The organism is Microbacterium sp. CIAB417 (assembly GCF_022788845.1).
Window position 1 is genome coordinate 1 of sequence record NZ_JAHZUT010000005.1, and the last position, 24,582, is coordinate 24,582.

The 24,582-nt window shown below is 69.4% G+C and carries 23 protein-coding genes and 1 pseudogene; 10 read left to right on the forward strand and 14 right to left on the reverse strand.

Annotated elements, in window-relative coordinates; translation table 11 throughout:
* Positions 1-126: 126 nt before the first annotated feature.
* Positions 127-1,068 carry an HAD family phosphatase gene (locus tag KYX17_RS20850; protein ID WP_243229233.1) on the reverse strand — a complete coding sequence of 314 codons (942 nt, stop codon included), beginning with the start codon at positions 1,066-1,068 and terminating at the stop codon, positions 127-129.
* Between the two features lie 150 nt (positions 1,069-1,218).
* On the opposite strand from KYX17_RS20850, the gene KYX17_RS20855 reads away from it, so the two are divergent.
* Positions 1,219-3,561 carry an arylsulfatase gene (locus KYX17_RS20855; protein WP_243229234.1) on the forward strand — a complete coding sequence of 781 codons (2,343 nt, stop codon included), beginning with the start codon at positions 1,219-1,221 and terminating at the stop codon, positions 3,559-3,561.
* Positions 3,562-3,616: 55 nt separating this feature from the next.
* On the opposite strand, the gene KYX17_RS20860 is transcribed toward KYX17_RS20855, so the two are convergent.
* Positions 3,617-5,260: a SulP family inorganic anion transporter gene (locus KYX17_RS20860; protein WP_243229235.1), complete on the reverse strand. Its 1,644-nt coding sequence runs from the start codon at positions 5,258-5,260 to the stop codon at positions 3,617-3,619.
* A gap of 47 nt (positions 5,261-5,307) precedes the next feature.
* Here KYX17_RS20860 and cls point away from each other — a divergent pair, with 47 nt between their 5' ends.
* The gene (gene cls, locus KYX17_RS20865; RefSeq protein WP_243229236.1) at positions 5,308-6,777 is read left to right on the forward strand and encodes a cardiolipin synthase; all 1,470 of its coding nucleotides are present in this window, start codon (positions 5,308-5,310) and stop codon (positions 6,775-6,777) included.
* A gap of 8 nt (positions 6,778-6,785) precedes the next feature.
* Here cls and KYX17_RS20870 read toward each other — a convergent pair whose 3' ends face one another.
* A complete protein-coding gene (locus KYX17_RS20870) occupies positions 6,786-7,373 on the reverse strand; it encodes a hypothetical protein (protein ID WP_243229238.1) in 588 nt (195 codons plus the stop codon).
* A gap of 159 nt (positions 7,374-7,532) precedes the next feature.
* Between KYX17_RS20870 and KYX17_RS20875 the strand changes: the two genes are divergently transcribed.
* Positions 7,533-7,943 carry an MmcQ/YjbR family DNA-binding protein gene (locus tag KYX17_RS20875; protein ID WP_243229240.1) on the forward strand — a complete coding sequence of 137 codons (411 nt, stop codon included), beginning with the start codon at positions 7,533-7,535 and terminating at the stop codon, positions 7,941-7,943.
* 12 nt (positions 7,944-7,955) lie between these two features.
* Here KYX17_RS20875 and KYX17_RS20880 read toward each other — a convergent pair whose 3' ends face one another.
* On the reverse strand, positions 7,956-8,615 hold the full coding sequence (locus KYX17_RS20880; protein WP_243229241.1) for a hypothetical protein: 660 nt from the start codon (positions 8,613-8,615) through the stop codon (positions 7,956-7,958).
* Complete coding sequence (locus KYX17_RS20885) at positions 8,612-9,079, reverse strand: MarR family winged helix-turn-helix transcriptional regulator (RefSeq protein WP_243229243.1); 468 nt, start codon at positions 9,077-9,079, stop codon at positions 8,612-8,614. The genes KYX17_RS20880 and KYX17_RS20885 overlap by 4 nt, the downstream gene beginning before the upstream one ends.
* A gap of 136 nt (positions 9,080-9,215) precedes the next feature.
* On the opposite strand from KYX17_RS20885, the gene KYX17_RS20890 reads away from it, so the two are divergent.
* Genes KYX17_RS20890 through KYX17_RS20900 form a run of 3 tightly spaced genes read left to right on the forward strand, consistent with a single transcriptional unit; the run spans position 9,216 to position 12,809 of the window.
* Positions 9,216-10,439: a glycosyltransferase gene (locus tag KYX17_RS20890; RefSeq protein ID WP_243229244.1), complete on the forward strand. Its 1,224-nt coding sequence runs from the start codon at positions 9,216-9,218 to the stop codon at positions 10,437-10,439.
* A 4-nt stretch (positions 10,440-10,443) separates the two neighbouring features.
* Positions 10,444-11,673 (forward strand): glycosyltransferase family 4 protein, encoded by a 1,230-nt coding sequence (locus tag KYX17_RS20895; protein ID WP_243229246.1) that lies wholly within the window; start codon positions 10,444-10,446, stop codon positions 11,671-11,673.
* Positions 11,670-12,809, forward strand: coding sequence for an AI-2E family transporter (locus KYX17_RS20900; RefSeq protein WP_243229249.1), 1,140 nt, complete (start codon positions 11,670-11,672; stop codon positions 12,807-12,809). The genes KYX17_RS20895 and KYX17_RS20900 overlap by 4 nt, the downstream gene beginning before the upstream one ends.
* A 10-nt stretch (positions 12,810-12,819) precedes the next feature.
* Here the strand turns inward: KYX17_RS20900 and KYX17_RS20905 are convergent, their stop codons facing one another.
* Together KYX17_RS20905 and KYX17_RS20910 are read right to left on the reverse strand one after the other, a co-directional pair.
* Positions 12,820-13,356: a hypothetical protein gene (locus KYX17_RS20905; protein ID WP_243229251.1), complete on the reverse strand. Its 537-nt coding sequence runs from the start codon at positions 13,354-13,356 to the stop codon at positions 12,820-12,822.
* Positions 13,357-13,384: 28 nt separating this feature from the next.
* Complete coding sequence (locus tag KYX17_RS20910; RefSeq protein ID WP_243229253.1) at positions 13,385-13,549, reverse strand: hypothetical protein; 165 nt, start codon at positions 13,547-13,549, stop codon at positions 13,385-13,387.
* Positions 13,550-13,645: 96 nt separating this feature from the next.
* On the opposite strand from KYX17_RS20910, the gene KYX17_RS20915 reads away from it, so the two are divergent.
* The gene (locus tag KYX17_RS20915) at positions 13,646-14,614 is read left to right on the forward strand and encodes a GlxA family transcriptional regulator (RefSeq protein ID WP_243229254.1); all 969 of its coding nucleotides are present in this window, start codon (positions 13,646-13,648) and stop codon (positions 14,612-14,614) included.
* 68 nt (positions 14,615-14,682) lie between these two features.
* Here KYX17_RS20915 and KYX17_RS20920 read toward each other — a convergent pair whose 3' ends face one another.
* Entirely contained in the window at positions 14,683-15,351 is a 669-nt protein-coding gene (locus KYX17_RS20920; RefSeq protein ID WP_243229256.1) for an NRDE family protein, read from the reverse strand.
* Between the two features lie 30 nt (positions 15,352-15,381).
* On the opposite strand from KYX17_RS20920, the gene coaBC reads away from it, so the two are divergent.
* The 3 genes from coaBC (at position 15,382) to KYX17_RS20935 (ending at position 19,491) form a co-directional block, all read left to right on the forward strand.
* Positions 15,382-16,566, forward strand: coding sequence for a bifunctional phosphopantothenoylcysteine decarboxylase/phosphopantothenate--cysteine ligase CoaBC (gene coaBC / locus KYX17_RS20925; RefSeq protein WP_243229258.1), 1,185 nt, complete (start codon positions 15,382-15,384; stop codon positions 16,564-16,566).
* A 76-nt stretch (positions 16,567-16,642) separates the two neighbouring features.
* Positions 16,643-17,263 (forward strand): hypothetical protein, encoded by a 621-nt coding sequence (locus tag KYX17_RS20930; protein WP_243229259.1) that lies wholly within the window; start codon positions 16,643-16,645, stop codon positions 17,261-17,263.
* Between the two features lie 80 nt (positions 17,264-17,343).
* Positions 17,344-19,491 (forward strand): ATP-dependent Clp protease ATP-binding subunit, encoded by a 2,148-nt coding sequence (locus KYX17_RS20935; protein WP_243229261.1) that lies wholly within the window; start codon positions 17,344-17,346, stop codon positions 19,489-19,491.
* Between the two features lie 261 nt (positions 19,492-19,752).
* Here the strand turns inward: KYX17_RS20935 and KYX17_RS20940 are convergent, their stop codons facing one another.
* From KYX17_RS20940 to paaA, 6 genes and pseudogenes are all read right to left on the reverse strand, one after another.
* Entirely contained in the window at positions 19,753-20,523 is a 771-nt protein-coding gene (locus tag KYX17_RS20940) for an enoyl-CoA hydratase/isomerase family protein (RefSeq protein WP_243229263.1), read from the reverse strand.
* A 9-nt stretch (positions 20,524-20,532) separates the two neighbouring features.
* The gene (paaE, locus tag KYX17_RS20945; protein WP_243229265.1) at positions 20,533-21,633 is read right to left on the reverse strand and encodes a 1,2-phenylacetyl-CoA epoxidase subunit PaaE; all 1,101 of its coding nucleotides are present in this window, start codon (positions 21,631-21,633) and stop codon (positions 20,533-20,535) included.
* Positions 21,630-22,094, reverse strand: a pseudogene (gene paaD, locus KYX17_RS20950) (1,2-phenylacetyl-CoA epoxidase subunit PaaD); the annotation flags it as partial. The gene paaE and the pseudogene paaD, both read right to left, overlap by 4 nt.
* A gap of 383 nt (positions 22,095-22,477) precedes the next feature.
* Positions 22,478-23,320, reverse strand: a complete 843-nt coding sequence (paaC, locus tag KYX17_RS20955) for a 1,2-phenylacetyl-CoA epoxidase subunit PaaC (RefSeq protein ID WP_243229267.1) — start codon at positions 23,318-23,320, stop codon at positions 22,478-22,480.
* Positions 23,317-23,604: a 1,2-phenylacetyl-CoA epoxidase subunit PaaB gene (gene paaB / locus KYX17_RS20960; protein WP_243229269.1), complete on the reverse strand. Its 288-nt coding sequence runs from the start codon at positions 23,602-23,604 to the stop codon at positions 23,317-23,319. The genes paaC and paaB overlap by 4 nt, the downstream gene beginning before the upstream one ends.
* Positions 23,601-24,551 (reverse strand): 1,2-phenylacetyl-CoA epoxidase subunit PaaA, encoded by a 951-nt coding sequence (gene paaA, locus KYX17_RS20965; protein WP_243229271.1) that lies wholly within the window; start codon positions 24,549-24,551, stop codon positions 23,601-23,603. The genes paaB and paaA overlap by 4 nt, the downstream gene beginning before the upstream one ends.
* Positions 24,552-24,582: the final 31 nt, after the last annotated feature.

The following is a 24,582-nucleotide window of genomic DNA, read 5'->3' on the forward strand; positions in this document are numbered from 1 at the left end:
GGTGCGCTGGACGAGCGGGGTGACATCTTCTCGTTCGTTGAGCGAGGACGGCGCAGCCGACCGAGTCGAAACGGACTGAATGCTGAGGCTCGTCGGTGAGACCGCGTTTCGACTCGCTTCGCTCGTTCAACGAGCGGGGGATGCGGGGGGAGCGGGGAACACCTGGGACCAGTCGTCGCGCACGCTGATGACCGTCAGCCCCTCGGCGGCCAGCGCCTGCTCGGCGCCCTTGTCGTAGGGGGCGTCGCCGCGTTCCGTGTCGTCGTCGTGGTGCACGAGCAGCGCCAGGCTCCGGGGGCTCCCCTGCGCGAACCGCAGCATCGGCAGATCGCCGTTCGAGTTCCCCGCGGCGAGGATCGGCCGCCGGCCGGTCCTCATCCAGATGCGCACCGGCTTCTCCGGCCCATCGTCGAAGTAGGCGAGCTTCGGGGCGTAGCGGATCACGTTCGCCTCCTCGTCGTAGGCGAGCCCGAGTCCCGTCCCGACGACCCGCTCGGCGGGGATGCCGTAGTTCGCGACCGTCATCGGGCGCATGAAGTCGCGCTCGCCGCCGGAGACGATGTACGTCGTGAAGCCGTTCTCCTCGAGGTACCGGACGAGTTCCACCATCGGCTGGTAGACCGTGAGCGCATACGGCGTGCCGAGCGTGAGATGGCGGGCGTCGCGGAAGAACTCCTCGACCGATGCGGCGTACTCCTCGACGCTGAGTCCCGCCGAGCTGCCCGCGACGGCCGCGATGAGCACGCCCAGGTCGGCGTCGTCCCCCGCATAGTGCTTGTCCACTGCTTCCGCGAGCCACGCCAGGTCCCCGGACACCGCGGCCTGGTACGGCTGCTTGTCGGCGAGAGACGGATCCGCCTCCGCAGCCTTCTTCCACTGGCCGAGCAGATAGTGCAGCTGGGTGATCATCGGCTTCTCGGTCCACAGGGTCCCGTCGTTGTCGAAGACCGCGACGCGATCCTCGGGGACGACGTGGTCGGGACCGGATTCGTCGGTCACGGCGGCCACGAAGTCGGTGATCGCGGTGCGCGTCGCGGTGTCGCGCCACGAGGGCAGAATGCCGGGCATGTCTCTCCTTGGGCCTGGGAGCATCGGACGCGCACAGACTAGCGGGAGAACCGATCCGTGACGATCCCTACCATTCCCGGGCGGTGAGCCCTAATGTCACTCCCAAGGGGGACCAAGGGCCGTGCGCGGCCCGAAAAGGAGGAGTGTGCAATGCCGCGAGAATTCCAGGGGAAGATCGAACTCGATGTCCGTGATTCGGTTGCGGACTGGGATGCGTTCCTGCCGAGCAAGCCGCCCGAGGGCGCGCCGAACGTGCTGGTCGTGCTGTACGACGACACGGGCATGGCGGCCTGGTCGCCCTACGGCGGGCGGATCAACATGCCGACCATGGACCGCCTCGCCGAGAACGGCTTGACCTATACGCAGTGGCACACCACCGCGCTGTGCTCGCCGACGCGCTCCACGTTCTTGACCGGTCGGAACCACCATCTCAACGGCTTCGCGACCATCTCGGAGTCCTCGACCGGCTTCCCCGGATACAACTCGCACATCCCGCCGTCGAACGCGACCATGGCCAACGTCCTGCGGGACGCCGGCTGGTCGACGTTCTGGGTCGGCAAGAACCACAACGTCCCCATCGACGAGTGGACGGCCGGCGCGAGCAAGAAGAACTGGCCGCTCGCGCAGGGCTATGACCGGTTCTACGGCTTCATCGGTGGCGAGACCAACAACTGGTATCCGTCTCTCGCCGTGGACAACCACTACATCGATCAGCCCTATCTGCCCGAGGACGGCTACCACCTGTCGAAGGATCTCGCCGACCAGGCGCTGAAGATGATCCGCGATGTCAAGCAGACCGAACCGGACAAGCCCTGGTACCTGTGGTTCTGCCCCGGCGCCAACCATGCTCCGCACCATGCGCCGCAGGAGTACATCGATCGGTACAAGGGGGCCTTCGACGACGGCTACGAGGCCTACCGCGAATGGGTGCTCGCGCGCATGATCGAGAAGGGCATCCTCCCCGAAGGCACGGAGCTCACCGCACTCAACCCGATGTCGGACGGCACTTACACACAGGCTGACGCCGTGCTGCCGTGGGACACGCTCTCGGACGAGCAGAAGGCGATGTTCTGTCGTATGGCCGAGGTGTACGCGGGCTTCAGCGAGTACACGGATGCGCAGGTCGGCCGTATCGTCGACTACCTGGAGGAGTCGGGCCAGCTCGACAACACGCTGATCATCTACTGCGCCGACAACGGCGCATCCGCCGAAGGCAGTCCGAACGGATCCGTCAACGAGGGCAAGGTCTTCGGCGGGTATCCGGACAGCCTCGAGGAGAACCTTCGTCTGGTCGACAGGCTCGGCACCGCCGACACCTACGGGCACTACCCGACCGGCTGGGCTGCGGCATTCTCGACGCCCTACAAGATGTTCAAGCGTTACACCTATCAGGGCGGGGTGTGCGATCCGCTCGTCATCCACTGGCCCGCGGGATTCACGGCCAAAGGCGAGATCCGGCACCAGTATCACCACTCGACCGACATCGTCCCGACGATCCTCGAGGCATGCGGGGTGACCTTTCCCGACGTCTACGACGGGGTCGAGCAGACACCCTTGTCCGGCGTGTCGATGGTGTACTCGTTCGACGCGGCCCCGGACGGGCCCACGGCGAAGACGACGCAGTACTACGAGATGCTCGGCAGCCGCGGGATCTGGCACAACGGCTGGAAAGCCGTGGCCGAGCACGGTCCGACGAGCGGCATGAGCGGATTCGACTCGGACGTGTGGCAACTGTTCCACACCGATGTCGATCGGTCCGAATCCCGCGATCTCGCCGCCGAACACCCGGAGAGAGTCGACGAGCTGAAGGCGCTGTGGATGGCGGAGGCGAAAGCCAACAAGGTCCTGCCGCTGAACGACCTGCAGATCATCGGCAGTCCCAAGGACTACGAGACTTTCATCCAGATGGAATTCCATCAGCCGGCGCCGCCTTCGGGACGCTTCGTCTACTATCCCGGGACGACCGAGATCCCGGAGCGATCGGCGGCGAACGTCCACGGCGGTTCGTACAAGATCGCAGCCGAGATCGAGTTCACACCCGAGACCGAGGGTGTCATCTTCGCCCACGGCTCCCGCTTCGGCGGTCACGCGCTCGTCGTCAAGGACGGTCAGGTGCACTACGTGTACAACTTCCTCGGCATCCCTCCGGAGGACCGGGTCTCGGCACCTGCTCCGACCTCGGGCCGGCACATCATCGGCGTCGAGTTCGTCAAGGAGGGCATGGGCGACTATCGCGAGCCGACGGGTCCGGTGAAGCTGTACATCGACGAGGAGCAGGTCGACGAGAAGCAGATCCGCACGGTGCTCGGACACTTCTCGCTGTGCGGTGAAGGGCTGACGATCGGCCGCGACAGCGCCGACCCCGTCTCATCGCTGTACGGCTATGGGTTCGACTTCACCGGCGGCGAGATCGCGAAGGTCGTGTTCGACATCGCGGACGACACCTACGTCGATCTCGAGGCGCATCTCGCGGCGGCGATGGCGCGCGACTGACTGGCGGGAGCGACGGGGCGACGGGTGTCACTCGGCATCCGTCGCCCCCGTCGTCTCAGGCGGAGGCCGAGGCCAGCGCCTCCTCGACCGAGTCGTGGGCGCGGCCGGTGGCTTCGAGGCCCGCGTACCAGGGCAGGCGCCGAGCGACCGCGGCGGCGCGCTCAGGCAGCCGCGCGAGGTGCAGCACGATGCCCAGTTGCGCCAGTTCGCGGTCGAGATCCTCGAGCGCATCCAGCACCGTGACCGTGACGATCTCCAGCCGCTCGACGTCCAGCACGACGGCCGACACAGGATCCCCCTGCGCCGTGGCCAGCGCGATGATCGCGCGCTCGTTCTCGAGGGCGTTCGCAGTGTAGAGGCCGCGTCCGAGGTGGATGCCCAGTGCGCTCCCGCGGCGACCGATGACGTCGAGCTTGGGGATGTTGATCTCGCGGAGCACGATGATCAGGGTCACCACGACGCCGACCGCGACCGCCGGAAGCAGGCCCGCGGACAATCCGATCAGTGCCACGACCAGCGCGATCCAGAAATCCTGCGGGCTCACCCGAGCCCAGCGGACCAGTTCCGGGACATTGATGAGTCCTGCGACGGCGACGAACACCATGGCTGCCAGCGTCGCTTGGGGCAGAAGACTCAGGACGGGACCGAGGAAGAGCGCGACCAGGATCGCGAGCGCGACCGTGACGATCGTCGAGACCTGCGTCTTGGCGCCGGCATTCTGATTCACTGCGCTCTGCGAGAATCCTCCCGCGGCCGGCATGGTCGTGAAGAACGAGCCGACGACGTTGGCCGCTCCGGTCGCGAAGAGCTCCTGGTTGCTGTCGACCTGGGGGTCCGTCGCCTTCCGGATGCCGCGCGCCACGGCAGCGGATTCCAGGAACGCCATCACGGCGATCGCGAGCGCTCCCGGGACCAGGTCCACCACCTGGGAGAGGTCCGGAAGGCGGGGGACGGGGAAGCCCGAGGGAACAGGGTCGATGAGAGCGACTCCCGCGTTCGCCACGCCCGTGAACGCGGTCAGCAGGATTCCGGCCGCGACGACGATGAGCGTGGCGGGGACGCGCGGCGCGAACCTCTGCAACAGGACCAGGACGAGGATCGAGCCGACCGACAGCGCGATGGTGGCGCCGTTCGCGCTCTCGAGGGCCTGGCCGACCGCGAGGAGCGAGCGGAGGAAGCCATGTCCCGACACGTTCTCCGTCTCGCCCAGCAGCTTCGGCAGCTGCCCGACGGCGACGGTCGCACCGACACCGATCTTGAGCCCCAGCACGGTGGCGCCCGAGATGTTCTCGACGAGGGAGCCGAGCCGGAGCACCCGGGCCAGCACGAGGATGATCCCGACCAGCAGCGTCAGCGTCACCAGCGACCCGAGCGCGGCGTCCGGATCGTCTGCGCTCGCCGCGACACCGGCGGTGACCAGCGTCGTGGCCGTCAGCGTCGCGATCGTCGACGTCGTCGAGACGCTCATCGCCCGGCTTCCGCCGAGCAGGGCGTACACGAGCATCGGGACGATGCAGGTGTACAGGCCGACCTGCACGGGCAGGTTCGCGATCGTCGCGTACGCCATCGCCTGCGGAATGACGACGGCTCCGGCGGAGAGACCGCCGACGAGGTCCGCGCGGAGCCACGCGCGACGATACCCGGCGAGGCTCGGCAGCAGCCAGGCGGGGCGGCGCGAGGCCGAGGTCGTCGAGGTCACATGCGCGAATCTACCGGCTGTGCCGCGGAATGCGGGAGACTGCACACGTGAACTCGCTTCTTCTCGCCAACCTGGGATGGGTGGCCAGCGCTCTCGTGGTGCTCGCGATCAACATCACCGCGCTCATCGTCATCCCGCGCGGCCGCAAGCCCACCGCCGCGATGGCCTGGCTTCTGTTGATCTTCCTCCTGCCGATCGTCGGGCTCGTGCTGTTCCTGCTGATCGGCAACGTCAAGCTGCCCAGGAAGCGGCGCGCGGAGCAGGCGCGCATCGACGGCATCATCCGCGATCGGGTGGCCGCGGGCGACTTCGCCGTCGACACGTCGGACTGGCCGACCTGGTTCACCCGCGTCACCGCCCAGAACGAGCGCCTCACCAGCTTCCCGGCCGTCGGGGGCAACACCGCCGAGCTGATCGACGACTACGAGGCATCCATCGCGGCCATGGCCGCCGCGATCGACGAAGCCGAGTCCTACGTGCACGTCGAGTTCTACATCGTCAGCTGGGACGAGACCACCGAGGTCTTCTTCACGGCCATGGAGAACGCCGTCGCCCGCGGTGTCGCCGTGCGACTGCTCGCCGACCACATCGCCTCGCGGAAGGTCGCGAACGCCGACCGGACCTTCGCCGAACTCGACCGCATCGGAGTGCTGTGGTCGTGGATGCTGCCCGTGCAGCCGCTGAAGGGCCGGTATCAGCGCCCCGACCTGCGCAATCACCGCAAGATCGTCGTGGTGGACGGTCGCGTCGCCTTCGTGGGGTCGCAGAATCTCATCGATCGCACCTACAACTCGCCGAAGAACATCAGCCGCGGCCTGAAATGGCAGGAGCTCGTGGCCCGGGTGTCGGGTCCGGCCGTCACCGAGATCGACGCGGTCTTCCTCTCCGACTGGCTGATCGAGACCGGAGAGCAGCTGGACGAGATCGTCCCGGCATCCGAGGTCCCGGCAGACGAGGGTGCCGATGCCCTGGTCTGCCAGCTCGTGCCCAGCGGACCCGGCTACGAGACCGAGAACAACCTTCGGCTGTTCCTCTCGCTCATCCACGGCGCGACCGAGCGCGTCATCCTCACGAGTCCGTACTTCGTTCCGGACGAGGCCATGGTCTACGCCATCACCACCGCCCGGCAGCGCGGCCTCGAGGTTCAGCTGTTCGTGTCGGAGCTCGGGGACCAGGGCATGGTGTATCACGCGCAGCGGTCGTACTACGAGGCGCTGCTCGAGGCGGGAGTGCGGATCTTCCTGTACCCGGCGCCGTTCATCCTGCACTCGAAGCACTTCTCGATCGACGACGACATCGCGGTGATCGGCTCGAGCAACATGGACATCCGCTCGTTCACCCTGAACATGGAGATCTCGATGCTGGTCCGAGGGGCATCGTTCGTCGCGCAGATGCGCGAGGTCGAGCAGGCCTACCGGGATGCCGGACGCGAACTGACGCTCGAGGAGTGGCGACGCGAGCCGGCGACCTCGACCTTCCTGGACGGCGTGTTCCGGCTCACGTCCGCACTGAACTGACCGGCGTATCAGGCGGGCGGGAGGCGCAGGACATCGCCGGACTCGCCGGTCGTCAGGTCGTCGGAGATGCGGATGCTGCGGGCGAGGTCGTCCAGCGCCGGAAGCAGCGTTCCGAACCGCTCCCGGTCGCTGCACAGCACGTTCAACGTCACGAGATGACTTCCGGTGTCCCATGTGTACGTCGCGAAGGGCGGTGTCCCGGGCTGCGGCGGGATCGGCATCACGAGCTTCTCGCCGACGCCCAGTGCGGTCGGGAACGACTCGGTGTCGTCGTACTCCATCGGCATCATCGCCCGGGCGGTGCGCACCTGCGGGGTGAGCTCCTGGGTCGTCGCGAGGGCGACGACGAGTTCGGGATCGGCCTTCCACGTCCAGGCGAGCACCCGTCCGTCCGCCTTGCGCATCGCGAACGGCGCGGCCTGGCTCATCAGCCACGCACCGACCCGCGAGCCAGGGCGCTCCGCGGCGCCGACGGCCTGGTTCGCCTGCCCCAGCAGCATCCGCAGTGCGGCCTTGCGATGCCGACGGCCCTTCCAGCCGAGCGATTCGGTCACGGGGATCCACAGGTCTGGATCGGCGGATGCTGAAAGGCGCATGTCTCCACGCTAGGCGACTTCGCGCCGTGCCGGCGTCGTCCTGCACGGGTTCTGCGCCACTTCTCGGCAATCGTGCCAGGAAGGTTCTGCCGCAATTGCCGAAAGGTGTCGCACAACCCGGGATTGCGGTGGATGCGGCGACGGAGAACCATGGGCGCCATGGCGACCGTGACGGATGTGCGGCGCATCGCGACGTCGCTTCCCGGCGTCCTGGAACGCATCGGCGGGCACACCGGCGAGCCGGAATGGCGCGTGCGCAGCGGCGCCATCGTGTGGGTGCGCGGGCCCACGCAGTCCGACTTGCGTGCGCTGGCGGAACTCGATCGCTCGTGGCCCGACGGCGTCGTGCTCGGATTGCGGGTCGCCGACCTGCAGGAGAAGGAGGCGCTGCTGGCGGCGGAGCCGGATGTCCTGTTCACCATCCCGCACTTCGACGGATATCCGGCACTGCTGCTGCGACTCGACGCGGTCGAGGCGGATCGGCTCGAGGAACTCGTCTGCGACGCCTGGCTCGTGCGAGCACCCGCACGGGAACGGAACGCCTGGCTCGCCGAGCGCGGGCTGGAGTGAGAAGGCCGCTCGTCAGCCGTCCACGAGGAACGGCCGGGCCGCGTCGAGGAAGGCGCGCGGGTCATCAGCCCACAGGCGGACCTCGACGACGTCGTGCTCACCGCCGCGCGGCGCGATGCCAGGAAGGCGCACCGTGGTCGGACGCTCGAGCTCGATGAGGATGTTCGTTTCGTTCTGCATGCGCTCCGCGTACTCGCGGCCGGACGGGCCCTCCGTGACGCGCGGGGTCTTCGGCTCGTCCACCCGCCGCGCGATCGCGACCGAGGCGATCGCGCTCCACGGGATCGCCACGTCGACCTCCAGCCCGTTGCGCACCCGGATGCCGCTCGGTCCGACCGCATGCGGGCGCAGCAGCATGGCGCACAGGAGTCCCAGCATCCAGGTCAGTCCCCAGATGCCCAGGACCAGCACCGCGATGCGCACGACCGGCCAGGGATGCACGATCAGGTCGAGGATCGGGATCTCGATCGCCGAGAGCACGATGAACATGACGAGCACCGTCAGGACGGGGCGGTGGTACCCGACGCCCGTTCCGCCCGGCTCGACGGCCGGACGCCGCGCGATCGCGCGACCGATGCTGGAGTACACCCGCAGCTCGGCGTGCAGAGCGCGCGCGAGCATCGAGAGCGCCCGCCTTCCGCGCGAGGGGGCCGGAGCGACGTCGATCGTCATGATCGGACTCCGGAGGTTCTCTCGTGCGCGGCCTCCGCTTCGGCGAGGAGCGCGGACAGCCGCTCGGCGACCCCGGTCAGGCCTCGATCGACGGCCTCCCTGTCCTCCGGCGCGATCGCGGCCAGGAGAGTGTCGTTCAGCTCGACGTGCTCGCGCTGCATCCGGCGCATCATCTCGTCGGCCTGTTCGGTCAGTTCGACGAGGACGGCTCTGCGGTCGGTGGGATGCGGCGTCCGGCGGACATGACCGGAGTGCTCGAGCCCGTCGACGAGGCCGGTGATGTTCCGCGCGCTCACGTCGCAGGCCCGGGCGAGCGCCTGCTGGGTCGACGGGCCCTCGTGCACGAGCACCCACAGCAGGTGGACGCGGGCCGGGGTGAGACCGCTGCCGTCGAAGGCGCGGGCCATGTCCTTCTGGAACAGGTCGGCGATCTGCAGCAGGCGGTCGAGGAGGAGCGTGGTCATGATGATGATGCTACTACATAGTCACCTGCCTTCATGAATGTCGAAGGGCACCGCCTCCCGGGACGGCCCAGGGCCCTCCGGTAGAGTGACGTGCGCCCACAGGCCCCTATTCCTGGCCGCCCGACCGTAAGGCAGCATGTCCGTGACTGAACCCGACGATCCGATCGATCCGTCGAGCATCCCCGCCGATCGAGCCCCGATGAAGGTCCTGATCGGGTGCGACACCTTCGCTCCCGACATCAACGGCGCCGCCCGCTTCGCCGAGCGTCTCGCGGCCGGACTCGTCCAGCGCGGGCACGACGTGCACGTCGTCGCCCCCAACCAGGCGTACCGGCGCACCGAACCGCGCATCGAGGTCGTCGAGGGCGAGCCGATGATGCTGCACCGGTTGCCGTCGGTGCGCTGGCTGCCCCACGACTGGCTGCGATTCGTGTGGCCGTGGCGCGCCAAGCACTACGCCAGAAAGGTCCTCGACGAGGTCCGTCCCGACGTCGTGCACATCCAGTCGCACATCGTGATCGGTCGCGGTCTCGCGCGCATCGCGCGCCGGCGCGGCATCCCCGTGATCGCCACGAACCACGTCATGGCCGAGAACATCCTCGATCACACGACGCTTCCGGATGCGATCAACAAGCCGATCATCCGCCTGGCGTGGAAGGATGCCGAGAGCACGCTGAAGCTCGCCCGCGCGGTCACCACACCCACGCGCCGGGCGGCGGACTTCCTCGAGAACACGATCGATCTGAAGGAGGTCATCCCGGTCAGCTGCGGCATCGACCGCACGCAGTACACGCCGGTCGTCGGCCCGCGGGAGAAGAACCGCATCATCTTCGTCGGGCGCCTCACGGCCGAGAAGCAGATCGAGGTCGTGCTGCAGGCCATGACGAAGCTCGATCCGGCGCTGGACGTGCACTTCGACATCGTCGGCGGCGGGGACCAGCGCAAGAGCCTCGAGCAGCTCGCGGCGCAGCTGGGCCTGGGCGAGCGCGTGACGTTCCACGGCCGGACCACCGACGCCGAGCTGCGTGCCCTGCTCTCGCGCGCCAGCCTGTTCGTGATCGCCTCGATCGCCGAACTGCAGTCGATCGCGACCATGGAGGCGATGGCCTCGGCACTGCCCGTCGTCGCCGCGGATGCCGTAGCGCTGCCGCACCTGGTCCACCACGGGGAGAACGGGTACCTGTTCGAGCCCGGTGACGCCGACGCGCTCGCCGCGCGCCTCACCGACGTGCTCACCGCGGATCCTGTCGAGTACGAGCGCATGCAGCGCGCGTCGCTGGACGGCGTGCTCGTGCACGACATCAACCGGACGCTCGACACGTTCGAGGCGCTGTACCGCGACGAGCCCCTGCCCGAGTAGGCCCATGCACATCGTCCTGTTCGGGGATCAGCACCTGGCGTCCCTCGGCGGTGCGCAGGTGTCGATGCGGCTGCAGAAGCGGTTCCTGGAACGCGCAGGACACGCGGTCACGGTCGTCGCTCCGCGGATGCACGCCAGGGCCGTCTTCGGCGGCGACCCGTCGCTCCTGGACACCCCTTCGGTCCCGATCACGCTCGATCGGGAGTATTCGATGACGTGGCCGGGTGCCCGAGTGGATCGGTATCTGGATCGCGCGTTCGCGATGCTCCCGCCGGTGGACCTCGTGCACGTCCAGGCGGACTTCTGGGGGGCGTTCATCGGCCACCGCTTCGCGCACCGCCATGGCATCCCGGTCGTGCACACCATGCACAACCGCGTCGACGTCGGCCTCGCGGCGGTGACGCCCCTGCATCGCCCGGTGCTGGCGGTGCTGAACGCGTGGCGCCGCGTCGCGATGCGCGGGATCGGCGAGCGGGTGCCTGGTTCGGACGGGTGGGCGTATCTGCGCGGGATCGCCCAGGAGTCCGGCGCGGTGACCGCTCCCTCGGGGCACTTCGCTCGACGTCTCGAGGAGAACGGCGTGTTCGAGACGGTCGACGTCGTCTGGAACGGCATCGACGACGAGGTCCTCGACACCGTGCTCGCCGCCCGCTCCGAGCGGGAACCGGGCCGGCCGCGCTTCGTGTGGCTCGGGCGGATGAGTCCGGAGAAGCGGCTGCTGCCCTTCCTTGAAGCGGTGGTGGCCTCGGGCGTGGATGCCGACATCGAGGTGATCGGCGGCGGCGCACAGATGCGCGCGGCGGAGCGCATCGCCGCAGGGCACGACGGCGTGCGTTTCGCTGGACGGCTGCCGTACACCGAGACCCTCGCGCGGATCGCGGCGGCCGACGCCGTCGTGCAGACCTCGATCGGGTTCGAGACGCAGGGCATGACGCCGTTCGAGGCGGCGGCGCTCGGCACTCCGACGATCGTGAGCGATCCGGACATCGGCGCCGAACTGCGCGGCGGGCAGTGGCTGGTGCCGGCATCCGACGCGGCCGAGCCCGAGCGCGTCGCGGCCCTCGCGCGGACGCTGCGGATCGCGGCATCCGACATCGCTGCGGGGACGGCTCCGGTGCCGGATGCCGAGGTCGCCGAGGCGTTCCGCCAGTCCTCCCGCACCGCCGCCATGATCGCCGTGTACGAGCGGGTTCTCGCCGCGGCGGGTGCGGGCCCGGGTACTCTGGCCGGGTGACCAGCCCCGCGCCGTCGTCCGACCGCCTCCTCTCTCCGAGCCTGCGTGTGCTGCTCGCGCTCGCGGCCGCCGTCGTCGTCATCGCGGGGCTGTCGTTCGCGCGCGAGATCGTCGGGCCCATCGCGCTGGCGATCGTCATCGTCGTCATCTGCGAGCCGCTGCGCCGGCCTCTGGAACGGCGCGGCTGGCCGCGGTGGGCGGGTTCCACGGCGGTCATCGCGGTGGCGTACATCGTGCTCGGCGTGATGGGCCTGCTGCTCTGGTTCGCCGGCACCCAGTTCGCCCGCCTCGTCGTCGACCTCGCGACCGACGGCGGCCTCGCCGACCGTCTCGACGAGACCGTCGCCTGGCTCGAGTCGCTGGGCCTCGGTCCGGAGGCGGCGGATGCGGCGGCATCCGCCCTGGACCCTGCCACGCTGCTCAGCGTCGCGTCCAGCATCGGCGGCACCGTGCTCGCGGTGGCCACGGCGCTGTTCTTCGTTTTCGCGTACATCATCTTCATGGCTATCGACGCCGCGCGGTACCGTCAGGCCAGCGTGGTCTTCGGGGCCACGCACGCCCCGGTGATCGCGCGGATCGCGCATCTGAACGCGGGCATCCGCCGGTACTACATCGTCAACGCGTCGTTCGGCGCGATCGTCGCGGTCATCGACGGACTCGCGCTGTGGGCGATGAACGTGCCCGGGGCCGTGGTGTGGGCGGTGCTGGCGTTCGTGACGAACTTCATCCCGAACATCGGCTTCGTGCTCGGCGTCATCCCGCCGGCGATCCTCGCCTTCTTCGTGGGCGACTGGCCGCTGCTGCTCGGCGTCATCGTGGTCTACAGCGTCGTCAACGTGGTCCTGCAGGTGCTCGTGCAGCCAAAGTTCGTCAGCGACGCGGTGGATCTCAGCCTGACGCTGAGCTTCTTCTCGGTGATCTTCTGGACCTTCGTGATCGGCCCGCTGGGTGCGATCCTGTCGATCCCGCTGACGCTGCTGACGCGCGCGCTCGTACTCGACGGCAACCCTGACGCGCTGCTGCTGCGGTGGGCGTCCGGGGACCATGCGGCGGTGCCGCCGGAGCCGGAGCCGGAGCCGGAACCCGAACCGACGCCGGTGCCCGTGCGGCGCCGGCGTCGGCGCTGGTGGCGCTGAGCGGCGGGAATCAGAAAAGGTCGTACACCAGCGGCGTGAGCACGTTGATGAAGAAGTTCACCACGATGCCGCAGGTCACCGCGAGCCCGATGCCGGTGGCGATACCGGCCATGCCGTGCGGGGCGCCCGGGCGGCGCAGACCGACGATCCCGAAGGTGAGCGCGAGGACGGCGGCGATCAGCGCGAGCGGAGTGCCCACCATGTACAGCATGTCGACGATGCGATAGTCGGACGAGAACAGCAGGATTCGGCTGATCACGTTGAACAGCAGCTCCCCGCCGACCGCGATGAGACCCATGATGAGTCCGATGCGCGCGGGCGCATTGCCGGCGCTCGGGCGCGGTGCGGGATAGCCGGGTGCTCCCGGTGCCGAATAGTCCGGTGCCGGGTGGCCCGCCTGCGGCGTGTGGCCGTTCAGGACGTAGCCCTGCGGCTGGGCCGGCTGGGTCCCGTAGCCCGGCTGACCGGCCGGCGGCACCGGCTGCGACGGATACGGCTGGGGTGAGCTCGCGTACGGCGGGACCTGAGGCTGCTGGGGGTCGCTCATGCCGCAGAGCCTAGCCGTGCCGGGCGAATCAGCGATAGGCGACGGAGGATTCGGCCCGCTGGATCGCGTCGTCGCGTCCGGCGACGCGCGACCAGTCCGTGGGGCGCTGACCGTATCCGTCGCGGCGCACGTCGATCACCGACCACACGATGCCCCAGACGGACAGGGCCACGAGAACGATGACGAGGAACATGGCAGAAACGCTACGCTCGCGCGTTTAGCGTCACGAGTGGCAGAATGGACATGATCCGCGTGAAAACTGCCAACGCGGCATCCGCAGAGGAACCCCATGAAGACCGTGGCCTGCATCATCCAGGACGGGTTCGCGCCGTTCGAGTTCGGCGTGGCCTGCGAGGCGTTCGGGCTGGACCGGTCGGACGACGGCGTGCCGAACTTCGACTTCCGCGTCGTCGCGCCGCGGCCCGGGGCGGTGATGTCCAAACTCGGCTTCTCGGTCAACGTGGAGGACGACCTCTCCTTCGCCTACGAGGCGGATCTCGTCGTCGTCTGCCCGCTGCCGCGAGACCGCTGGGGCGACGTGGACCCGCTCATCCTCGACGCCGTCCGTGCCGCGCATGACCGCGGTGCGTGGGTGCTGAGCGTGTGCAGCGGGTCGTTCATCCTCGCGGCATCCGGGATCCTGGACGGCAGGCGCGCAACGACGCACTGGATGTACGCCGACGTGATGGCCGAGATGTATCCGCGGATCGACGTCGACCCGGATGTGCTGTTCGTGCAGGACGGGAGGATCATCACGAGCGCGGGGACCGCCGCCGGACTCGACGCCTGCCTGCACCTGCTCCGCCAGGAGATCGGTGCCGAGCTGACGAACCGCGTCGCCCGGCGCATGGTCGTGCCGCCCCAGCGCGACGGCGGCCAGGCGCAGTTCATCGACCGTCCGCTGCCTCTCGTGCAGAGCGATTCCCTCGCCCTCGTCACGGATTGGGCGATGGAGAACCTGCGCGAGGAGCTCTCCGTCGAGCAGCTCGCGCAGCGCGCGCACATGTCCCCGCGGACCTTCGCGCGCCGATTCAAGGCCGAGCACGGTGCGACGCCCGCGGCCTGGCTGGCGCGGCAGCGGGTCATCCAGGCGCAGCGGATGCTGGAGCGCACCGATCTCGGTCTGGACCGCATCGCCGCGGAGTGCGGGTTCGGATCGGCGGCCGTGCTGCGGCAGAACTTCGCGCGCGTGCTGGGGACGACGCCGACCGCCTACCGCGCGACGTTCTCGTGCACGCGGGACGAGTCCGCCGCCTGATCCCGCACGGTCTCCCTGGGCGCCAGGGTCGCTGGGTGCTGGGGTCGCGAAATCTGACGCACCCGGGATCAGGTCCAGTGGCCGGGGCGGGGCAGCGCCTCGTCGTGCACCTGCACCCCGGCCTCCGACACCGAGGCCGTGCAGTAGAGCAGCGACTGGGTCGGATAGCCGTGCGGGCGGTTGTCGCGGATGATCGCCCGGTCGTCCTCCGCCGGGAGGGCGGCCGTCTCGGCGAGCAGGTCCACCCAGGCATCCGGTACCGTCGTGCGGAACCGCGGCAGCCAGGCCGCGATGCGCGGGGTCGACGGATCGTCGAGGTCGTCGTGGGCGATCATGTGCACACCGGAGGCGATGGGCGTCTCGCGCAGCTCGACGCCGTCCCAGGAGATGACGCGCGCCGCCTCCGGCGTCGCCTCGAGCAGGTTGAACCCGTGCATGCGCGGAAAGCCGACCGGAGAACGTCCGACGACCGACTCCAGAGCGAGCGACCCGCGCGACGCCGCGTCGGGCAGATCGAGGACGTCGGCGCGATTGAGCAGGACCGCCAGCCGGTGCTCCACCGTGTTCACCGCGAGCCAGGCGCCGCCGGCGCGCCGATCACGGATCCCGATCACGCCGGGATACGCCTCGGGCCACCAGGCGCCGACGTGATCCCACTCCCGCTGAGGGTCCTCGTCGCGCACCGCGAGCAGGCGCGAGCTGCCGGCATCCGCCACATCGATCACGACCGTGCACACGTGTGCCAGCCTACGGGGCAGAATCGAGGCATGAACATCGTCGTCGGGGTCACGGGCGGCATCGCCGCCTACAAGTCGGTCCAGCTCGTCCGGCTCCTCATCAAGGCCGGCCACGACGTGACCGTCGTACCCACTGAGGACGCCCTGCGCTTCGTGGGGCTTCCGACGTGGGAGGCCATCAGCCGTCACCCGGTCACGACCAGCGTCCACGAGGACGTCGCCCGCGTGCGTCATGTGGCACTCGGGCAGTCCGCTGAGCTGGTCATCGTCGCGCCGGCCACGGCCAACACGATCGCGAAGATGGCGGCGGGCCTCGCCGACGACCTGCTCGGAACGACCCTTCTCGCGACCACGGCCCCGGTCGCGATCGCCCCGGCGATGCACACGGAGATGTGGCGGCATCCGTCCACCCGGGCGAACATCGCCACCCTCCGCGAACGCGGCGTGCAGATCATCGGCCCCGGCGACGGAGAGCTGACCGGTGGCGACTCGGGCCCTGGTCGGATGCTCGAGCCAGAGGAGATCCTGGATGCCGTCCTCACCCGGGCTCAGGATCTGGCGGGGATCCGCGTCACCGTCTCGACGGGCGGGACCCGTGAGCCCCTCGACCCGGTCCGCTACCTCGGCAACCGCTCCAGCGGACGGCAGGGGGCGGCCCTCGCCCTCGCCGCGGCGGAGCGCGGAGCAGACGTCGAGCTCGTGGCCGCGCACGTCGACGAGGGCGTGCTGCCGCGGCATCCGCGCGTGCGCGTCCGGCGGGCCGGGACGGCCGCCGAGCTGGGCGAGGCGATGCGCGCCGCCGCGGACAGCGCGGACGTCGTCGTGATGGCGGCGGCCGTCGCCGACTACCGTCCCGCCGAGACCGCCGAGCGCAAGCTCACCAAGGAGGCGGGCGTCCTCACCCGGATCGACCTCGTGGAGAACGAGGACATCGTCGCCGGCCTCGCCGCGCGGCGCCGAGCAGGTCAGACGATCGTCGCGTTCGCGGCCGAGACACCCGAGAGCGAGAGCGAGCTCCTCGACCGAGCGCGACGCAAGCGCGAACGCAAGGGCGTCGATCTGCTCGTGGTGAACGAGGTCGGGTGGGAGCGCGGATTCGAATCCGGTGAGAACGCGGTGCAGATCGTCGGCGAGGCGGGGGTGGTCGGCGCGGCATCCGGTACGAAGCGGCAGGTCGCGGACGCGATCTGGGACGCGGTCGCCGGTTTCCGCTGACGCGGCCCGCGGCCGCGCACGGGAAAGTCGTGCCGCGGTCTTCTGCGCACCGTCCCGTTCCGGCAGAATCACAGGCATGCGGGCGGACGAGACGAAGAAGAGGCGGGACGTCTTCGACGTCATCGCCGTGTTCGTGCTGTCGATCACGGCGGTCCTGACCGCCTGGTGCGGCTTCGAGGCGTCGAAGTGGGGCGGCGACATGTCCATCGCGTTCAGCGAGGCGTCCGGGGCGCGCATCCAGGCCGGCGTGGCCGACGGCACGGCGCGCGACGCCCGGCAGTACGACCTGACGATCTGGACCGAGTGGGTGCTGGCCGACCGGGCCCAGGATGCCGCACTGACGGCGTTCATCGAAGAGCGTTTCAGTCTCGAGTTCGCGGTCGCCTTCGAGGCCTGGGATGCCGGGGGCCGCACCGAGCGCGGTCCGTTCGTCATGCCCGAGTACGTTCCGCCCGGCACAGAGGAGGCCGAGGAGCTGTCCGAGCGCGCGGAGACGCGTTTCGCGGACGCGCTGGAGAGCAACCAGCGCGGCGACAACTACACGCTGCTGACCGTCCTGTTCGCGCTCGTGCTGTTCCTCACCGCGATGTCGCAGCGCGACCTCACGCGCTGGGTGCGGTGGACGCTGCTCGTCCTCGCCATCGCCGTCGGCCTGACCGGCGCGATCATCATGCTGACGTTCCCGATCCTCATCTGAGGGTCGCCGGCTCCGGCATCCGACCTGCTAAACTTGAGTCACCACCACTCAACTTTGTGAAGGAGTCCTCAGGAGGAACGATGACCAACCCCGCCCAGGAAGACCAGCAGCAGTCCGCGCTCGAGCAGTTCGGGATCAACCTCACCGACCGCGCGCGTCAGGGAAAGCTCGATCCCGTGATCGGCCGGGACAGCGAGATCCGTCGCGTCAGCCAGGTGCTCACGCGACGCACCAAGAACAATCCGGTCCTCATCGGCGAGCCCGGCGTCGGCAAGACCGCCGTCGTCGAGGGCCTCGCGCAGCGCATCGTGGCGGGCGACGTCGCGGAGTCGCTCAAGGACAAGGAACTGGTCACGCTCGACATCTCCGCCCTCGTGGCCGGCGCCATGTACCGGGGACAGTTCGAGGAGCGCCTGAAGCAGGTCCTCAAGGAGATCACCGAGTCCGAGGGTCAGGTCATCACCTTCATCGACGAGCTGCACGTGCTGATGGGCGCGGGCGGCGGTGAAGGGTCGGTCGCGGCCTCCAACATGCTCAAGCCCATGCTCGCGCGGGGCGAGCTGCGCCTGATCGGTGCGACCACGCTCAACGAGTACCGCGAGTTCATCGAGAAGGATGCCGCGCTGGAGCGCCGTTTCCAGCAGGTGTACGTCGGCGAGCCCAGCGTCGAAGACACCGTGGCGATCCTGCGCGGGCTCAAGGGCCGGTACGAGGCGCACCACGGGGTGACGATCTCGGACAGCGCGCTGGTCGCGGCGGCGGCCCTGTCGAACCGGTATCTCCCGGCGCGCCAGCTGCCGGACAAGGCGATCGACCTCGTCGACGAGTCGATGTCGCGCCTGAAGATGGAGATCGACTCGTCCCCAGTCGAGATCGACCAGCTCAAGCGGCAGGTCGATCGGCTGAAGCTCGAGGAGCTCGCCCTGAAGAAGGAGAAGGATGCCGCGTCGAAGGAGCGTCTGAGCACACTGCGCGAGCACCTCGTCGAGATGGAGCGCGAGCTCGCAGGTCTCGAGGAGCGCTGGGCCCGCGAGCGCCAGGGACTCAACCGTGTCGGTGACCTGAAGAAGCAGCTGGACGACGCGATCACGCAGCGCGACCTCGCGATGCGCCAGGCCGACTACACGAAGGCCTCGAAGCTCGAGTACGAGACGATCAAGCGCCTCGAGCGCGACATCGCCGAGGCGGAGTCCGCCGAGGCCGCGGTCTCCGACGAGGGCCGCATGGTCAACGAACAGGTGACCGAGGAGGACATCGCCGCCGTGATCGCGGCGTGGACCGGCATCCCGGTCGGCAAGCTGCTGCAGGGCGAGAGCGAGAAGCTGCTGCACCTCGAGTCCGAGCTCGGCAAGCGCCTGATCGGGCAGAAGGATGCCGTGAAGGCCGTGTCCGACGCGGTGCGGCGCTCCCGCGCCGGCATCAGCGACCCCGGCCGCCCCACGGGTTCGTTCCTGTTCCTCGGCCCCACCGGCGTCGGCAAGACCGAGCTGGCCAAGGCGCTCGCCGAGTTCCTGTTCGACGACGAACGCGCCATGGTGCGCATCGACATGTCCGAGTACGGCGAGAAGCACTCGGTGTCCCGGCTCGTCGGCGCCCCTCCCGGGTATGTCGGGTACGAGCAGGGCGGACAGCTCACCGAGTCCGTCCGTCGGCGTCCCTACAGCGTCGTGCTGCTCGACGAGGTCGAGAAGGCGCACCCCGAGGTGTTCGACGTGCTGCTGCAGGTGCTCGACGACGGCCGGCTCACGGACGGTCAGGGACGCACGGTCGACTTCTCGAACGTCATCCTGATCCTGACGAGCAACCTCGGCTCGCCCATCCTCATCGACCCGACGCTGTCGACCGAGGTCAAGCGCGAGCAGGTCATGGCGCTGGTGCGTCAGGCGTTCCGACCCGAGTTCCTCAACCGTCTCGACGACATCGTGATGTTCCAGGCGCTCAGCGAGGACGACCTCGCCCAGATCGTGGAGCTCTCGGTCGACCAGCTGCAGGCGCGACTGCACGAGCGGCGGCTGAGCCTCGCCGTGACGCCGGACGCCCGGTCGTGGCTCGCCGAGCGCGGCTACGACCCGCTGTTCGGTGCGCGTCCGCTGCGCCGGCTCATCCAGACCGAGGTGCAGAACAAGCTGGCTACGGCACTGCTGTCGGGCGGCGTCCGGGACGGGGACACGGTGCGCGTGGATGTCGCGGCGGACGGCTCGGGACTTGTGCTCACGTCCGCGAGCTGATTCCCTTCCTCGTTCGTTGAGCGGGTTCCTTTCCTCGTCCGTTGAGCGGGTTCCTCTCCTCGTTCGTTGAGCGGGTTCCTCTCCTCGTTCATTGAGCGAGCGGAGCGAGTCGAAACGCGTCTTGCCCGGGACCGCGTTTCGACTCGGTCGGCTTCGCCGCCCTCGCTCAACGAGCGGGGAGTCGGCTGCGCCCTCCTCGCTCAACGAGCGGGGGAGTCGGCTGCGCCGTCCTCGCTCAACGAGCGGCGGGGGCGGGGTGGGTCACCGCCCCTCGAACCGCGGCTTCCGCTTCTGCTGGAAGGCGGCGAAGCCCTCGCGGTAGTCGGCGGTGTCGCACAGTTCGGCCTGGGCCATGTTCTCCAGAGCCACGCTCTGCCACAGCGACAGACGCTCGTCGCGGATGCGGCCGATCAGGCGCTTCGACGCGAGGAACGCGGCGGTGGCGCCCGACGCGGCGGTGGCCGCGGCATCCGTCGTCGCCTGTTGCACCTCGTCGGCGGGCAGGACCTGGGAGAAGAGCCCCGACTGCACCGCCTCCGTGCCCGACATGAGCCGCCCGGTGTAGATGAGATCCAGCGTCTTGTGTGCGCCGAGGCGCTCCAGGAAGAGGGCGTGCCCGCCGGAGTCCAGCGTCGCGCCGAGCGCCGCGAACGGCGAGCCGATCTTCGCCGTGTCGGCGACGTACACGACATCGGTCGCGATGAGCAGCCCGAGCCCGACGCCGAGGCACGCGCCGTGCGCGGCCGCGAAGGTCGGAGCGGGGAACGCGCTCATCCGCTGCAGCAGCGGCGTCACGAGGCCCGAGAGATAGCCGATCACGTCGTCCTCGCGCGGGTCGACGCCCGAGATGTCCCGCCCGGCGCAGAACCCGGGGCCCTCGCCCCGCAGCACGAGAGCGCGGACCCCGGCATCCTCCGCGCGGTCGTACGCGTCGCCGAGGGCGAGCAGCGCCTGTTCGTCGAGCGCGTTGCGCCGGTCGGGTGCGTTCATCACCACGTGGGCGACGCCCGCCTCGATGGTCAGCTCGATCATGGATGCTCCTCACACGTCGTAGTCGACGACCACGCGGGGCGTCGTCGGGTGGGATTGGCAGGTCAGTACGTAGCCGCGTTCGAGCTCGTCGGGTTCGAGCGCGAAGTTCTGCGTCATGCGCACTTCGCCCTCGACGAGCCGTGCGCGGCACGTCCCGCACACGCCGCCGGCGCATGCGAACGGCACGTCGCCGCGTACGCGCAGCGCGGCGTCTAGCAGCGGCTCGTCCGCGGCGACCGGGGAATCTACCGTGGACGACAGTCCGTCGAGGGTGAACTCCAGACGATAGGTCTCGTCCTCCTCGCGGACGGCGATCGGTCGGCCCCGGTCGGCGCGCGGCTCGTCGGCGTCGTTCGTGAACAGCTCGAACCGGATGCGGTCCGCGGGGATGCCGCGGGCGGCGAGTCGGTCCCGGCACAGCACCACCAGGTCGAACGGCCCGCACAGGAACCACTCGGTCACGCTGTCGGGCTCCACGAGGCCGTCGAGGATCGCGTCGAGCTTCGCGGCGTCGATGCGTCCGGACAGCAGGGGTGCCGCGCGCTGCTCGCGCGAGAGGACGTGGTGTAGCGCCAGACGCGCGGGATGGCGGTCCTTGAGGTCGGCGAGATCCTCGAGGAACATCACGTCGCGCGTCGCGCGGTTCGTGTAGATCAGGGAGAAGCGCGCGGTCGGAGACGAGGAGAGCACCGAAGAGGCGAGCGCCATCATCGGCGTGATCCCCGACCCGGCTGCGATCCCGACGAGGTGCGCGCCGGCGAGGTCCGGCAGGCCGCTGGTGAAGCGCCCTTCGGGGCTCATGACCTCGATCCGGATGCCGGGACGCAGATGCTCGTGCGCCCAGACCGAGAACAGCCCGCCCCGGTCGCGTTTGATCCCGACCGAAATGCTGCCGGGCTTCGGGGCACGGCAGATCGAGTAGCTGCGCCGCACCTCGCGACCGTCGATGTGCGCGCGCAGGGCGACGTACTGGCCGGGGAGGTAGTCGTACTCGCCGAGCAGCTCCGGCGGGACGGCGAACGTGACCTCGATGCTGTCGGCGGTGAGCGGACGCACCTCGGCCACCTCGAGCTCGTGGAAGCGCGCGCGTCTGCGCGTGACGGCGCTCATAGCGGCTTGAAGTGGTCGAACGGCTCGAGGCAGGCCCGACACTCGTACAGCGCCTTGCATGCCGTGGATCCGAACCGGGTGATCTCGCGGGTGTCGAGCGATCCGCATCGCGGGCATCGGATGCTCAGGCGCACGGCGACGGGGCCCGCCGCGCGCCGCCCGGTCGGCGGGGCGATGCCGAAGTCGAGGAGCTTCCGCTTTCCGGCGTCCGTGATCCAGTCCGTCGTCCAGGCGGGGGCGAGCGTCGTGCGCACGACGACCTCCGCGAAGCCGGCGGCGGTGAGGGCGAGGACCAGATCGTCGCGGATCGCGTCGACGGCGGGGCATCCGCTGTAGGTCGGGGTGATGGTCGCCGTCACGCGGTCGCCGTCGACGGTGACGTCGCGCAGGATCCCGAGGTCGGCGATCGTCAGCACCGGGATCTCCGGATCGACGACGGCCGCCGCGACCGAGTGCGCCCGTTTCTCTCGTTCCGTGACCGAGAGCGCCGCACGCGGCTTCCCCCCTCGTTCGTTGAGCGAGGGCGCCGCAGGCGACTCCCCCCCTCGTTCGTTGAGCGAGGGCGCTGCACGCGACTTCCCCCCTCGTTCGTTGAGCGAGGGCGCCGCAGGCGACCGAGTCGAAACGCGTGATGTGACGGGACTGCGTTTCGACTCGCTTCGCTCGCTCAACGAGCGATGGGGGGTGGCGTCGCTCAACGGTCGTGTGGGGGTGGGTTTCTCTCCGCGCTCGGGTTCCTCTTTTCGTTCGTTGAGCGAGGGCGCCGCAGGCGACCGAGTCGAAACGCGTGATGTGACGGGACTGCGTTTCGACTCGCTTCGCTCGCTCAACGAGCGAATGGGGATCACCATGTCGCACCCCGATGCTGTCGGGCGAGCACCTGCATCTCGGCGAGGATGCGGCCGAGCTCGGGGAAGTGACTCCCGCGGCGTCCACCGCCCGCCGCAGCGGGACCGGCCGGCCGCTCCAGGCCGGCGGCTGTGAGCACTCCGTCGAGGCGGGCGTCGAACGGCGTGCGCAGGCTCGATGGCCGGACGGCGATCCCGTCCAGCTCGTCCATCAGCGGCTCGTCGCGGAACAGCTCCTCGACATAGGGCCACACGTCGCCGAGGCCGCGGATCATGCGACGCCGCGACTCCTCCGTCCCTCCGGCGAGCCGCAGCGTCCACTGCTCGGCGTGGTCGCGGTGATACTCGACCTCCTTGACCGCCTTGGCGGCCACCGCCGAGAGGGTGGGATCCGCCGAACCGCGCAGCTGCGTGTACAGCTCGAACAGGTACGTCGAGGCGAGCAGCTGCCGCGCGATCGTGCGGGCGAAGTCGCCGTTGGGTTGCTCGAACAGCCAGGCCGAGCGGAACTGCGCCTCGTCGCGGAAGTAGGCGAGCTCGTCCTCCGTGCGCCCGTCGGCCGTTCCCGCGTAGTGCAGCAGGGAACGGGCATGGCCCAGCAGATCGAGCGCGATGTTGGCGAGGGCGACATCCTCCTCGAGCTCGGGGGCGTGCGCGATCCAGCCTCCCAGCTGCTGCGACAGGATGAGGGCGTCGTCGCCTAGCCAGAGCGCGTACTCGGCCGCAGCGGGGGTGGCCGCGGCATCCGACCCGGCGAGCTCGGCGGCGAGCTCGAGCTCGTCGACCGTGACCGTGCCGTGCGGCAGGGGCCGCGCCCCGTCGTGCGTTCCGGCGTTCACAGGTGAGGCACCCCCTCGGATGCCGTGTAGTACACGGCGTGACGGTAATTCTTGCCCGCGGGGCTCTCGAAATAGGCCCCCTTGGCGTCGGGATCGCTCGCGGTGATGGCCTCCGCCGGCACCACCCAGATCGACACACCCTCGCCGCGACGCGTGTACAGGTCGCGGGCGTTGCGCACGGCGAGGTCGGCGTCCGGGGCGAGTAGCGAGCCCACGTGCACGTGGCTGAGTCCGCGGTTCGCGCGGACGAACACCTCCCACAGCGGCCAGGTCTGCTCGGTCATGCCGCCCCCTCGTACGCGGGCGCGGACTGCTTGCGGGCGTACGCCGCGGCGGCCTCGCGCACCCACGCGCCCTCCTCGTGCGCTTCGCGCCGGGCACGGATCCGCTCGGCGTTCATCGGGCCGTTGCCGGCGAGGACCGCGGCGAACTCGTCCCAGTCGATCTCCCCCATCTCGTATTCGCCGGTCTCCTCGTCCAGGCGCAGGTCCGGGTCCGGCAGCGTGACACCCAGGATCTCGGCCTGCGGCACGAGCATCCCGACGAAGCGGCGGCGCAGTTCGTCGTTCGAGAAGCGCTTGATGTTCCAGGCCATCGACTGCGCCGAGTTCGGCGACTCGTCGTCGGGCGGCCCGAACATCGCCAGGCTCGGCCAGTACCAGCGGTTCACGGCGTCCTGCGCCATCTCGCGCTGCGCGTCCGAGCCCTGCATGAGGGTCAGGAGGATCTCGAACCCCTGGCGCTGGTGGAAGGACTCCTCCTTGCAGATGCGCACCATCGCCCGTGCGTACGGGCCATAGGAGGCACGGCACAGCGGCACCTGGTTGCAGATCGCGGCGCCGTCGACCAGCCAGCCGATCGCTCCCATGTCCGCCCACGTGGGCGTCGGGTAGTTGAAGATCGACGAGTAGCGTGCGCGGCCGTCGATGAGCTGATCGGTCATCTCGTCGCGACTGATGCCGAGGGTCTGCGCGGCCGAGTACAGGTACAGTCCGTGCCCGGCCTCGTCCTGCACCTTCGCCATGAGGATCGCCTTGCGCTTGAGGCTCGGAGCGCGGGTGATCCAGTTGCCCTCCGGCTGCATGCCGATGATCTCCGAGTGGGCGTGCTGGCTGATCTGGCGGATGAGCGTGCGGCGGTACGCGTCCGGCATCCAGTCCCGCGGCTCGACCCGGGAGTCGGCCGCGATGATCTCGTCGAACCGCCGCTGCTCGGCGGACCGCTCCTCCATGTCGACTCCTTCGTCGCGCTTTACTGACCGA